Source organism: Chryseobacterium sp. MEBOG06 (genome assembly GCF_021869765.1).
GTDB lineage: Bacteria > Bacteroidota > Bacteroidia > Flavobacteriales > Weeksellaceae > Chryseobacterium.
The window spans coordinates 210,680-224,324 of record NZ_CP084580.1; the positions used below are offsets into that span (position 1 = coordinate 210,680).

General features: G+C 36.3%; 10 protein-coding genes. 4 read left to right on the top strand and 6 right to left on the bottom strand.

Annotation, left to right across the window (positions count from 1 at the left end; genetic code table 11):
- Nucleotides 1-2 precede the first annotated feature (2 nt).
- The 3 genes from LF887_RS00920 to LF887_RS00930 all read right to left on the bottom strand — a co-directional run bounded on the left by LF887_RS00920 (nt 3) and on the right by LF887_RS00930 (nt 3,589).
- Nucleotides 3-1,841, bottom strand: coding sequence for an ABC transporter ATP-binding protein (locus tag LF887_RS00920; protein WP_236856962.1), 1,839 nt, complete (start codon nt 1,839-1,841; stop codon nt 3-5).
- A 259-nt stretch (nt 1,842-2,100) separates the two neighbouring features.
- Nucleotides 2,101-3,021, bottom strand: coding sequence for a M28 family peptidase (locus LF887_RS00925; protein WP_236856963.1), 921 nt, complete (start codon nt 3,019-3,021; stop codon nt 2,101-2,103).
- A gap of 178 nt (nt 3,022-3,199) precedes the next feature.
- Nucleotides 3,200-3,589 carry a DUF4293 family protein gene (locus LF887_RS00930; RefSeq protein ID WP_236856964.1) on the bottom strand — a complete coding sequence of 130 codons (390 nt, stop codon included), beginning with the start codon at nt 3,587-3,589 and terminating at the stop codon, nt 3,200-3,202.
- Nucleotides 3,590-3,732: 143 nt separating this feature from the next.
- Between LF887_RS00930 and rho the strand changes: the two genes are divergently transcribed.
- Nucleotides 3,733-5,577 (top strand): transcription termination factor Rho, encoded by a 1,845-nt coding sequence (gene rho / locus LF887_RS00935; RefSeq protein ID WP_236856965.1) that lies wholly within the window; start codon nt 3,733-3,735, stop codon nt 5,575-5,577.
- A gap of 218 nt (nt 5,578-5,795) precedes the next feature.
- Nucleotides 5,796-6,392, top strand: coding sequence for a superoxide dismutase (locus tag LF887_RS00940; protein ID WP_236856966.1), 597 nt, complete (start codon nt 5,796-5,798; stop codon nt 6,390-6,392).
- 70 nt (nt 6,393-6,462) lie between these two features.
- Here the strand turns inward: LF887_RS00940 and LF887_RS00945 are convergent, their stop codons facing one another.
- Nucleotides 6,463-6,885 carry a DUF6146 family protein gene (locus tag LF887_RS00945; RefSeq protein WP_236856967.1) on the bottom strand — a complete coding sequence of 141 codons (423 nt, stop codon included), beginning with the start codon at nt 6,883-6,885 and terminating at the stop codon, nt 6,463-6,465.
- Nucleotides 6,886-6,935: 50 nt separating this feature from the next.
- Nucleotides 6,936-8,126, bottom strand: coding sequence for an endonuclease (locus tag LF887_RS00950; RefSeq protein ID WP_236856968.1), 1,191 nt, complete (start codon nt 8,124-8,126; stop codon nt 6,936-6,938).
- 249 nt (nt 8,127-8,375) lie between these two features.
- Between LF887_RS00950 and LF887_RS00955 the strand changes: the two genes are divergently transcribed.
- Together LF887_RS00955 and LF887_RS00960 are read left to right on the top strand one after the other, a co-directional pair.
- Nucleotides 8,376-11,249, top strand: a complete 2,874-nt coding sequence (locus LF887_RS00955; protein WP_236856969.1) for a carboxypeptidase-like regulatory domain-containing protein — start codon at nt 8,376-8,378, stop codon at nt 11,247-11,249.
- A 26-nt stretch (nt 11,250-11,275) separates the two neighbouring features.
- A complete protein-coding gene (locus LF887_RS00960; protein WP_236856970.1) occupies nt 11,276-12,688 on the top strand; it encodes a DUF5689 domain-containing protein in 1,413 nt (470 codons plus the stop codon).
- Between the two features lie 167 nt (nt 12,689-12,855).
- Here the strand turns inward: LF887_RS00960 and LF887_RS00965 are convergent, their stop codons facing one another.
- A complete protein-coding gene (locus LF887_RS00965; protein ID WP_317207820.1) occupies nt 12,856-13,434 on the bottom strand; it encodes an inclusion body family protein in 579 nt (192 codons plus the stop codon).
- Nucleotides 13,435-13,645: the final 211 nt, after the last annotated feature.

Genomic DNA, 13,645 nt, shown 5'->3' on the forward strand with positions numbered 1-13,645 from the left:
AATTAGTCAAAGTTTTGAAGCTCAACAAGCTTGTTATACATTCCTTTTTTAGCAATAAGGTCATAATGGGTTCCCTGCTCTACGATATCTCCTTTTTCCATCACGACAATCCAGTCTGCTTTTTGAATAGTTGAAAGTCGGTGGGCAATTACTAAAGAAGTTCTGTTTTCCATCATTTTTTCTAAAGCGTCCTGTACAAATCTTTCAGATTCTGTATCAAGGGCTGATGTAGCTTCATCAAGAATCATGATTGGAGGGTTTTTCAATACTGCCCGTGCAATAGAAACCCTTTGTTTTTGTCCTCCGGAAAGTTTATTTCCATCATCTCCAATATTGGTGTCATACCCTTCAGAAAGTCCGGTAATAAAGGAATCTGCATTGGCAATTTTAGCCGCTGTGATAACTTCCTCCCTGGTTGCATCCGGTTTACCCATCAGGATATTATTGTAAACAGAATCATTGAATAAAACAGACTCCTGCGTCACCATTCCGAGAAGCTGTCGGTATTCTTTTAATTTTAAATGTTTGATATCTGTTCCGTCAATCAGAATTTCTCCTTCCGGAACATCATAGAATCTTGCTAAAAGGTTAGCTATAGTTGTTTTTCCACTTCCACTCTGTCCAACTAATGCAACGGTTTTTCCTTTAGGAATCGTTAGATTAAAGTTTTTAAGAATCAGATTGGATTTGTCATAGTAGAATCCGATATTTTTAAATTCAATATGATCTTTAAGGGTCGTAATAGAAACAGGCTCTGCAATTTCTTCGATTTTTACATCTGCATCCAGAATTTCCAGTACTCTTTTCAGAGAAGCTTCCCCTTTTTGTACGTTGGAAATAGAAGTGGATAAGCTTTTTGCCGGAGGCAGGATCTGGAAAAATAATCCTAAGAACACTAAGAAATCCGCTGGAGAGATACTTTGTTCAACAATAATTTGTTTTCCTCCATACCATGCGATAATCAAAAAGGTAATAGAACCTAAAAATTCGCTCATCGGAGAGGCTAATTCCTTCTTTCTTCCTAAGCTGATTGAGCTTGAAATCCACTTATTCATAGACTTCATAAAACGATTGTCCATTATCTTTTCAGCATTGAAAATTTTAATGACTTTCGACGATTTCAGTGTTTCATCTACTATAGAAAAGATGGTTCCCATTTCATTTTGTGCTTCATGAGAATCTTTTTTAAGGCTTTTCCCCACTAAGGCAATCATTGTTCCCATCACCGGAAGTACCAATAGAGAGAAAAGGGTCATCTCAGGACTTAGGATGAATAAGCTGACCAAGGTACTGATCAACATGAAAGGAGCGTTAATAAGCTCCACTAAACTTCCTAAAATATTGCCTTCAACTTCTCCCACATCATTCGACATACGGGACATCAGATCTCCTTTTCTGCTGTCAGTAAAAAATGAAACAGGTAAAGAAAGTACTTTTCTATACATTGCTCCACGAAGATCCTTTGTAACGCCTACACGATAGTTGATTAATAGGAAAGCACCAAGATATCTGAAAATATTTCTTAAAAGAAACATAAATGCCGTTATGATACAAAGCCATGCAAGAACCTTCAGGGTACCATATTCAGCTACTAAATTCTGAATAGAATAATTTAAATAATCTTTTATATAGCTGAAAAAATCAAGAAACTCTCCTGAATAAACAGGGGCAGTCTCGTATTTTTCAGGTTTGATGGTCCCAAAAAGCATCCCTAATACGGGTAAAATAGTTCCTAAGGAGGCAATTTGAAATACAGAATATAGGATATTGAAAAATAAACTTCCGTAGATGTATTTTTGATGCGGTCTCGCGAACTTTAAGATTTTTTTATATTCGTTCATTCAATGAAAAAATTGGATAGCAAAATTACGTAAAATTAAAAGATAAGACGTTCTTAATCCTGTTTTACTTTAATTGATATGTTTCAAAACATATTTTTTTGTTACAAATGCCTCTCTTTTAATTCTATATTCTTTTTTGATCATAAAAACAGAAAGGAATCTATAAGCCTGTTATCAATAACTGAAGGGATGGCTCATTAAGCGATAATAAATGCATGAAAAACCGCCATTGAGACGGTTTTACTACTATAATCATGAATTAAAATTTTACCTGATCATTATATTTAGGAGTGAAATTTTTGGGATTCAGTTTATCCAAAGTTTGCCCGAAATTATTGATGATCTGAGTCATATTATTGAAGTCCACAATGTTGATGTCATCATTTTCATGGTGATAATGAGTAGCCTTTGTCATGTCAACTGTTGAAAATGAATGAGCAATAATTTTCTTTTTTACAAAACTTACATTGTCTGAACGGTAAAATAGCTGCTGCTTTGCATAGGGATCAGCGTTTATTTTTAATCCGTTTACAGCATACGTGTTAAAGAGTTCATCCAAATCTGAAAATCCGTCTCCTGTCATATACAAAGCGTTTTTTCCCCATTGAGATTCTGTAGCTACCATTTCAAAATTGAAAAGAGCAGTCATTTTGTTATAGATAGGATCCAGATTGGTATCTGTTGAAATCGCTTTTGATCCCAGCATTCCTTTTTCTTCTCCATTGAATGCCATGAAAACCATTGAGAATTCAGGTTTTTTATTCTTAAAATAATCAGCAATTCCTACTAAAGTTGTAATTCCGCTGGCATCGTCATCTGCTCCGTTATAAATATTATCACCCGTTTTATTGCTGGTTCCGATATGATCAAAATGCCCGGAAAAGCCAAGATATTTGTCCGTTTTTCCTTTTTTTACGCCACAGACATTGTAAACTGTTTTTCCATTATAGTCAAAGGGAATCAGGTAAGAATTTCCCGTACAGTATTCCAGTTTGTTTTCTTTAAAAAGCTTGGCAATATAGTTAGCTGCGTTTTCATTTTCCTGAGTTCCTATTTCACGGCCTTTCATTTCGTCTGATGCCAGAGTTGAAAGAATGGTTTTTACCCTTTCCTGTGAAACCTCCTGTGCAGAGGATACTATAGAGAAGAGAGATAAAGTAAGGTAAGTGAGCTTTTTCATTGTCTTTAATTAAGAGTTGAACGATCTGTCGTACTTTTTGTTTAAAAGTTGCATGAAATTACATAAATTAATTAACCTGTGGAGATTATGCCGGCAAAAATGGATAATCAGAGATCATATAAAAATAAAAAACAGCTCCTAAAAAGAAGCTGTTCTTACTCAAAAAATCGTTGTAAGGTTATCGAAGTCTGTCTACAGATTTTACGAGCCTCTCATCTTTACGGATGTATATGTTTGCAATAAGCAGACATATTATCGCGATCAATGGGAAAATCGGCTCAATACCCTTCTCAGGAAATTGAATTCCTCCGGATAAGTTTAGTAACCAGTACGCCAATACACCAATCAACAAAGCGTTTATAATGATGCTGATGGTATTCAGCAAAATTTGTCTTTTTCTGTTTTTAAAACTAAAAATACTTAATGCGCCAGTGATAACAAGCACTATGCAAGCAATATTAAGGAGAGGAATACTGTCGGAAATGACAACATCCTGTCCCGTTATAAAAAGGAAAACAGCAGCTAAAACTGCTAATAAGGTCCATATACTTTGTATTCTCTGTAGCATCGAATATTAAATTCCTGGCAAAAATAACATAAATTTTGCACAATTCAAAAATAAGTGTAGATTTGCATTATACAATGTACTTGAAAACCAAAGTCACCGGACTTACTTTTCTTACTCACAATTAATTACATTTTTACATAAATATGTTTAACATAGAAACGTTAAGGTCAAAATCCGTAACGGAACTGACTAAAATCTTAAAAGATTTGGGCGTTAAAGTTGCAAGAACCAGCAATGAAAATGACAAAATCTTTGCTATTCTTGACTTTCAGGCTTCTAACCCTAAAGTTGCAAAAGATTATTTCAACGCCACAGAAACCACCAGTATAACCACTGAAGAGGCCCCAGCAGAAAAACCTGCTAAAGCCCCGGCAAGAAAAGCTGCCCCCAAGAAAACAGCAGCCAAGCCAAAACCAAATACAAAAGCTCCAGAAGAACCTATAGAAGAGGAAAAAGCAGAAGAGAAGATACCGGTTTCTGAAGAAATTAAACCCGAGGAGCAAAAAGCCGAAGCAGTGGTAGTGGCAGAAGAAACATCAGCTGCAGCTCAGGCAAAAAAGAAAAGAAAAAGAGTTCCTACCAACACAGCTAATACAGAAGTAGCCCAGGAAAGAACAGAAGCTCCAAAAAACACAGAACCCCAAGAGTCTGCTCAGACCGAAGAAAAGCCTAATAATCCCCCTCAGCAACCACAAGCGCAACAACAGGCTAACAGGCCTCAAAAAGGGAACAACCATCCACAGAACAGTGGAAACCAACATAAAAATCAGCATCCGCATCAAAACCAGCACCAAAACCAAAATCAGAACCAGAATCAAAACAGGCATTCTGAAAAGGTAGAGGAGCACCAGGACCATAAAAGAGAATTCAATTTCGACGGAATGGTTAGCATTGAAGGTGTTTTGGAAATCTTACCGGACAACTACGGATTTTTACGTTCTTCAGATTTTAGCTATATTTCTTCTCCTGATGACGTGTATGTGTCTACAGCGCAGATCAGAAATTATGGTCTGAAAACCGGAGATACAGTTAAAGGAATTGTGAGACTTCCAAAAGAAGGTGAGAAATATTTTTCATTATTAAAACCTACAGAAGTGAACGGACGTGACCTTGCATTCATCAAGGACCGTGTTGCTTTTGAGTATCTTACCCCCCTTTTTCCTGAAGAAAAATTTAATTTGACAGGAAACGGATCTACGATCTCTACAAGAATTGTGGATTTATTTGCACCTATTGGTAAAGGACAAAGAGCAATGATTGTTGCCCAGCCTAAAACAGGTAAAACAATGTTGCTTAAAGACATCGCTAATTCTATTGCGGCCAACCACCCGGAAGTATATATGATGGTTCTTTTGATTGATGAACGTCCGGAAGAGGTTACTGATATGGAAAGAAGTGTGAATGCAGAGGTTATTGCCTCTACATTTGATGAAGCAGCAGAAAAACACGTTAAAGTTGCCAACCTTGTTCTTGCAAAAGCACAGAGAATGGTAGAATGTGGTCATGATGTCGTTATTTTATTAGACTCTATTACGAGATTGGCAAGAGCGTACAATACAGTGACTCCTGCATCAGGTAAAGTTCTTTCCGGTGGAGTAGATGCCAATGCACTTCACAAGCCGAAAAGATTCTTCGGGGCAGCAAGAAAGATCGAAGGTGGAGGATCTTTAACGATCATTGCAACTGCATTGATTGATACCGGATCTAAAATGGATGAAGTAATCTTTGAAGAATTCAAAGGTACAGGTAACATGGAACTTCAGCTAGACAGAAAAATTGCTAACAGAAGAATTTATCCTGCTATTGACCTGATTTCTTCCAGCACACGTAGAGATGATCTCCTTCTGGATGAAGTTACTTCTCAGAGAATGTGGATTTTTAGAAAATACCTTTCTGAAATGAATCCTGTTGAAGCTATGGAATTTGTAAATAAGAATATCAAAGGAACTCTTAATAATGAAGAATTCCTGATGTCTATGAATAAATAAATTTAATTATTGTTAACTAAAAAGCACGGATCATACTGTATGATCCGTGCTTTTTAGTTTTTCAGAGATTAAATGAAGATTAAATACGAATATTTTAAAAAATTTAATTCATTCTAAATCAATATATCAATGTTAAAGATTTATTAAAGTAATCCACAATCTTTGATAATCCCTTAAATATTGGCTAATTTTGAAGTATAACATTAAAAATAAAGATTATGTCATTTGAATTACCAAAACTAGGATATGCATATGATGCATTAGAGCCTACTATCGATGCTAAAACTATGGAAATCCATTATACAAAGCATCACCAAGCGTATATTGACAATTTAAATAAAGCAATCGAAGGAACTGAGCTTGCTGGGAAAACGATCGAAGAGATCTGCCAGACAGGAACAGATAAGCCAGCAGTGAGAAATAACGGAGGAGGTCACTTCAATCACTCTTTATTCTGGGATATTTTAACTCCAGGAGGTAGCAAAGAACCTGTAGGAAATGTAAAAGCTGCTATCGAAAATTATGGTGGTCTTGAAAAATTCAAAACTGATTTTTCTGAGGCTGCTAAAACAAGATTCGGTTCAGGATGGGCTTGGTTGGTAAAAAATGCGGACGGTTCTGTATCTGTTTCTTCTACTCCAAACCAGGATAACCCATTAATGCCTGTTGCAGACGTTAAAGGTACTCCGGTTTTAGGATTAGACGTTTGGGAGCACGCTTACTATTTAAATTACCAAAACAGAAGACCTGACTATGTTTCTGCATTCTTCGATGTAGTAAACTGGGATAAAGTAGAGGAATTATTCAACAAATAATTTTCAGCTATTATAAAATGAAAAGGTTCAGATTTATTCTGAGCCTTTTTTTATTGATTAAAGTTATTGGCTATCTTACGCTGTCACTTCCTGAAAGTCCGGCCATTTTCAAACCATATTTCCAGTTTACATAAGCGAAGACCTGATAAAGTTTGTATTCAAATTTGATCCCGTAATTTTCCCTGGGGTCATAATCAATTCCTGATTCTATAATATTTCTATATCTTCCTGAATGGTAATAGCTGTTCCATTCGTTCACCAGAAATGCATTTTTTGTCTTCAGATAAGACTCAGAATATTGACTGATGGGTTTTGCAACTGCGCTCAGGAAATAATCAAACTGAGTATCTATTACTGTAAGATCCCATTCCCCGTCTTCGTTTTTAGAAGGTTTCATTTCGTTCTGTTCCTGATCTTTTTTCTGGGAAGTATCCTGAGAAAAATAACTTAAGGGGATCAGTGCAAACAATACGATTAAAAAAATATTTTTCATGATCAATGTATTTACATAAAAAAAGCACTCCAATAAGAGTGCCTAAATTTTTATGGTTCTTTCTGCAGAACTACAAATGCCGGGAAGTGGTCACTGTATCCGCCTGTAAACTGATCTCCGTTCCAGGATCTGAAAGGGTATCCTTTGTAATTTCCTTCTTTATTGACTAAATAAGCAGGAGCAAAAATTTCTGCCTTATAAACTGAATACTCTTTTGTTACCTGATCAGACATTAAGTTTTTAGAAACAATGATCTGGTCAAACAAGTTAGGAGCATCCTGGTATGCTAAAGAAGCTACTCCTTTTTTGTATAAAGGATACATTAAGTTAAGATAAGGAGTTTCTTCACTTAAATCTTTAGGATTTGCCTGAGCTTTCAGATGATTTTTTAAACTTGGGCTTATAGGATCATCATTGAAGTCACCCATAGCAAATAATTTTGTAGTTGGATCGGCTGCTCTTACGCTGTCCATCTGCTGTTTAAGTAAAAGTGCCGCAGCATTTCTTTTTGGTAAAGAGATTGCTTCACCACCTCTTCTTGAAGGCCAGTGATTCATGAAAAAAGCAACTTTCTCATTATCTAAAAAACCTGTTACAACAAGGATATCTCTTGTATATTCTCTTCTTCCGTTGTCACCAAAGATTTTTAGTTCTTTCTTTAATGAATTGGTAGGGGTGAATCTTCTTTTCTGGTAGATCAGGGCAACATCAATTCCTCTGTAGTCATAAGAGTTGTAATGAATGATTCCGTAATCATATTTCTTTAGAGCAGGTTCGTTGATCAGGTCCTGAATAACCTGTCTGTTTTCCACCTCTATCAAACCTACAATTGCAGGAGCAGTTTTGGTATATTGTGCTCCCATCTCAGAAATCACTTTAGCTTCGTTAGCCAATTTTGCTTTGTAAATTTTTGATCCGTAGTTTTTTGGGCTTTTAGGAGTAAACTCTTCAGAACCACCTTGTTCTCTAACTACTTTTTTCCCTATTAAAGCACCATCGCTCCATGGTCCGTCGTATTTTTCAGCATCCAGAAATTTGATAGAATCAAATGGAATACTTCTGTGGAAAGCTGGATTTTTGATATCTTTAGTTCCGTCAATATAATCTGCTGAACGAATAGTATCCCACAGGTTTTCTACATTTAAAAAACCAACTGTAGCTACTTTTCTCAGTTTTCCTTGTTGTTGTGAGAATGCCATGATCGAAAAAACGATGGCAAACAGACTCGAAAATCTCTTCATCTCTTAGAGTTATTATTAATATTATTTAATTTGCAAATTTACTTTTTTTTAATTCACTGCATTTTAAATATTTGTAAATTTATCTGCAATAATCTGAACATTTTTTATATAATGATTCTTAAAATTTTGCAATGTTAAGAAAAAATAATGTTAAAAAAGTTGTGAATTGTAAATTTTGACTAAATTTGTGCCCCCAACTTTTAAACTGTTGACAATTAACAAGAAAAGTATTTAAAAATAAATATACTCATGATTAAAAAACTATCATTAATCTCTTTATTCACTTTGCTGCCTGCGTCCTATTATTTTGCGCAGACGACAGTGTTTGCGTATCTTAAGGATGCGGATGGGAAACCTGTTGAACAGGCAAGCGTGGATTTAAAAGGAGCAGGAAATGATGTAAAGGCGGACAAAATCGGATACTTCCAATTTGCTGATTTGATGCCCGGACATTATCAGATTATGGTTACAAAATCAAATTTTGAAACTAAAATTTTAGAATTTGATGTAATTACTAATGAGAAAAAGAAAGATCTTGGAGTAATTACTCTTTATTCGGCATTAACTAATGCAGATCAGGGCTTAGCTATTGTAGAAGACTCTGGTGAGAGTGATAATGGAGGACAGCAAACTGCAACAGTAGGGCTGCTTCAATCTTCTCAGGATATATTCAACAGAATTGCAAGCTTTGACCTTGGACAGTACTGGTTCCGTCCAAGAGGAATTGACAGCAGAACCGGAGAAAATATGATTAATGGAGTCTCTATGGCCGCTGCAGACAACGGAGACGTTGATTTCAGCACATGGGGTGGATTAAATGAAATTACCCGTTATCCGGAAATTTCTGCTAATCATGCTCCCTCTGAATATGCTTTTGGGGGAACTACAGGTGTGTTTTATAAAAATACTAAAGCAAGTGAGTACAGAAAAGGAAGTCAGCTGACTTACTCTCTGACAAACAGAAATTATAATAACAGATTGTCTTACAGATTCTCTTCCGGGATGAACAAAAACGGATGGGCATTTACTGGGATGATTGCAAGAAGATGGGCCCAGGAAGGTATTCAGGATGGAACTTCTTATGATGCATACAGTGGCTATATCGGTGTTGAGAAAAAATTCAGCGACAGCCATACCATGACGTTTAATGCTATTGGTTCTAAATATGCGAGAAGTTCTTCCAGTCCAAATACTCAGGAAGTATATGATTTCAGAGGAGTTCATTACAACTCCTATTGGGGATGGCAAGATGGAGAGAAAAGAAATGAAAGGGTAAGAAGAGGTTTCCAGCCCATGCTTCAGCTGCAGGATTTCTGGAAAATCAATAAAAATTCCCAGTTATGGACTTCAGTTTCTTACCAGTTTGGAAAAGAATATAGTTCAAGATTAGATTGGTACAGAGCCAATAACCCATCACCTACCTATTACCGTAATTTGCCAAGTTATTGGTTGAATTATAATAATCCGGCTCCATCACAGGCAGAAAATATCGGCTTCTGGAGAGACAAATGGACTAATAATGACGAAAAATATACACAGATCAACTGGGATAATCTTTATAATGCCAACAGAAATGTGGAATACAGTTCTGTGTTTGGCGGAAGAAGAGCTGCCTACTATCTTGTGGATGATGTAAAAGATGATAAAGTATGGAATGCATCTACTCACTATACTTATAACTTCAGTGATACTTCACGTTTTATTTTAAACGTATCTTATCAGAATTACAGATCTGAGCAGTACAGAGAGGTAAACGATTTATTAGGGGCCGATTTTGCTCTGAATATGGACCCGTTTGCATCCAACACAACTGCCGGAAATGTTTGGGGGCAGTACAATACGAAAGAAGACGTTGGTTCTGTTGCAAAGAGAGAAGGTGACAGAATTGGATATAGCTATATTTTCAGAAGACAGGAAGTTAAAATAAACCCGGCATTTAAATTTGCAACAGGGAAATTTGATGTCTTTGTTTCCGGATTATTCGGATATACCAATAACAGCAGAGAAGGGCAGTTCCAACATTACCTATATCCTTCATCTTATGGAAAAGGAGAAGACAAAAACTTCTGGAATGCAGGTATCAAAGGGCAGGTTACTTATAAAATCAATGGTAGGAACTTCTTGGTTTATAATGGAGCATACTTTTCACAGTCTCCGTTCTTAAATGATATTTATTTCAATACAAGAGTAAGTGGTGTTACTACTCCGGGTATCAAAAACGTTGTGATCGATGCTAATGATCTGAGTTATGTAATTTCTACTCCGATTCTTAAAGTTAGATTAACAGGTTACCTTGTTAATACTCAGAATGAAACAAGTGTACAGAGATATTTTGCACAAGGCGTTAAGTTGACGACACTCACTGAAAGCGGAGATCAGACTCCTATTCAGGATGGTGCTTTCATCACGCAGGTACTTGCAGGAGCAAACAAAAGAAATATGGGGATTGAACTTGGAGCTCAGGTGAAAGTTACCCCTACTTTAACGGCTAGTGGATTGTTAAGCGTAGGACAGTATACTTATACTAATAATCCTACGGTTTATTTCGCTTCTGACGCTGTTGGAACGTTCAGAGAACTGGATGGAAACGGGAATATTGTATCAAGATCTTACACCAACATGGGTGAGGCTACTCTTAAAAATTACAGACAAGGAGGAACTCCTCAGGAGGCGTATACTTTAGGTCTTAGATATAGCAGCCCTAAATACTGGTGGGTGGGTGCAACCTGGAACTACTTCGGGCACTCTTTCTTAGATCCGTCTCCGGTAACCAGAACAGCAAGATTCTATACGAATCCTAACACCCCTGGAGTTCCTTATGATAATGTAACTGAGGAAGAATTAGCAAGAGTGCTGACTCCTACTAAGCTGCCTTCAGCATTTTTCTTCAATGTGAATGCAGGGAAATCCTGGATGATCGGTAAGTATTACGTATTGGTGTCTGCTTCTGTAAACAACATTCTTAACAATAGAAATTACATTACAGGAGGATTCGAGCAGACAAGAAACGTTAACTATAAAGACTATGCTAATGACTACGACAGCGGAAACATGGTATTCGCTCCTAAATATTGGTATAATCAGGGTAGATCTTATTTTGTCAACCTTCAGTTCAGATTCTAAAAAAATAAATTTAAAAATTGAAAACAATGAAAAATATATATTTTAAAGCGGCCTTTTTTAGTGCCATTTCCATGCTGACATTATCGTCTTGTGTAAAATCCGATGATTATGAAGTGCCGGCAATCCAATGTACAAACAAGTTTGCAGCAGCTAATCACCAGTTATCAGAACTTGCAACTATTGCTAAGCCAAAACCAGCTGAAGCTGATATCATTAAAGATGATTTCATCGTTGAAGCTTATGTTTCTTCAAGTGATGAATCAGGAAACATTTACAAAATGATGTTCCTTCAGGATAAGCCTGAAAATCCTACCCAAGGTATTGAAATTGATATTGACGGTGGAAACCAGTATCTTGACTTCCCAACGGGAGCTCTGGTTAGAATTAACCTTAAAGGACTTATCGTTCAGGCTTCTAATGGAAATATCAAAGTAGGTTCTTATGACCCTAGTTACTCTGTAGGAAGAATCAATCCAAACAAAGTGTCAAATTACATGGCAAGAGTTTGTGATGGACAGAAGCCTGTAGTAGCAGTAATGAAGCCGTTAGAGTTTAACAGTATTGCAGATGCTCTTAAAAATGGTGCACACATCAACCAGCTTGTAAAAATCAAAAACGTTCAGTACGAAGATGCAGAACTGGGAAAAACTTTTGGTGACGAAAGTGCTACAGGAGACCGTTATATTACGGATAAAAAAGCGGGTAGACTAGATCTTCGTTTCAGTAACTATGCAACATTTGCGAAGTCTCCGATTTCTCCTACGTATGCTAAAAGTGGTGATATCGTTCTTCTTTTAAGCCGTTATACGAGTCCAAGTAACCCAACAACTCCAACGTTTACAGAGCAGGCTTATATCAGAAATCTTAGTGATATGAACTTCCCTAATGCAAGATTTAACCCGGGAGAGCCAGAAGCTCCGTCAGCTACTGCCGTTAACCTTTTTGCAGGATCTGATTTTGAAAACTGGCCATCTTTCCTATCTACTTTAAATAGCTTTGGGCTTATGCCTTATGCATCTCAAGGTATTAATCTGGGGTACAACGGTACAAACTCCCTTCAGATTAAAGGTACACCTGCCAATAATGACTATGTATTTACATCAGTTGCTGCTACCGGAATACCTGCTGTTCCAAAGAGAATTACAATGTACATTAAAGGTGTAGCGACAGGAAAATCACTTTCTTTCAACGTATATAAAACGAATGGTACTTTCTATTCATTCAACTTAGGAACATTTGCTACAGGTGCTACACTAATTTCAGAAAGTGCTAACTCATATACTGGATCCATCAATACAAACGGACAGTGGAGATTAGTAGAACTTACGCTTACAGGTCTTGCCGATCTTAACGTAACCGCTGGAAAAACTATGTTTGCTTTAAAAACAGGATCAAATGGAAACTATGATATTCAGATTGATAATATCAAAATTGAGTAATACAGGATTTCACCTCTGATAATTTAAAAAAATAAGCCGGCTCTATAAAGCCGGCTTATTTTTATATATCATTATGAATATGAGGCTAATAGATCTGTGTCAGGCTCAAAATAAATTAATAAAACAAAAAAACACTGCTGATGAAGTGGTTTAATTATTTACGTCTTTTAATTAACTGTAATTGTTGGATCCCAGTAAAAGTAGCCGTATAAAATCTGCTTATTACTATCTTTTGGATCTAAAATATAAAGTGCAAACTGTACATAGAAGTTCTCTTTTCCTGTAGTTCTCACTTTGGAATCAATACTGGCGAAAGTAATATCAGCTTTAGTGGCAGGAAGTCCGTTTAGAGATTTCACATCTGGTACAACAGCCTCCTTTCTTTCCACAGAATTATATACAAAATTATTAAAAACCTGTTCTCCGGACCAATATTTAATATTGTAAATAATGACAGCATCATCAGAATTCTGATAAATTGAAGTTCCTCTGAAAGAAACTACATCTCCTGCTCTTGCACTGAAGTCTAGGTCGGCAGAACCCTGCCCAGAAAGAGCGTTGGCATTTGAAGCAATCATATGCTGGCTATTGTGATCAATTCCTGTTGGATTATTGGGATCTGTACTTGGAGAAGTATAATGTGATCTTATATAATCTGTGTCAATTACGATCAGGATATCTATTTCCTGGCTGGATGCTTTAAGTTGTGAGTTGTCTATGATATTTAGTTTTTTAGTTTGGTATATTCTTACTCATTTGGCTTTTCAGATTCCGCCCTGTGATTGTAGTGATTTCAGCTTCACGGTTGTGGTTGTAATTACTATACAAATGTACATTGCTGAAAATGAAATTATTAGAGTGTAAATGCTGAAAAGTATCATTACGGGTTTTTACCTAATTAATTTAAAACCAAATGGAAAAGCTGAGAGGTAAATTCTATAATGAAAGAAGACCTTT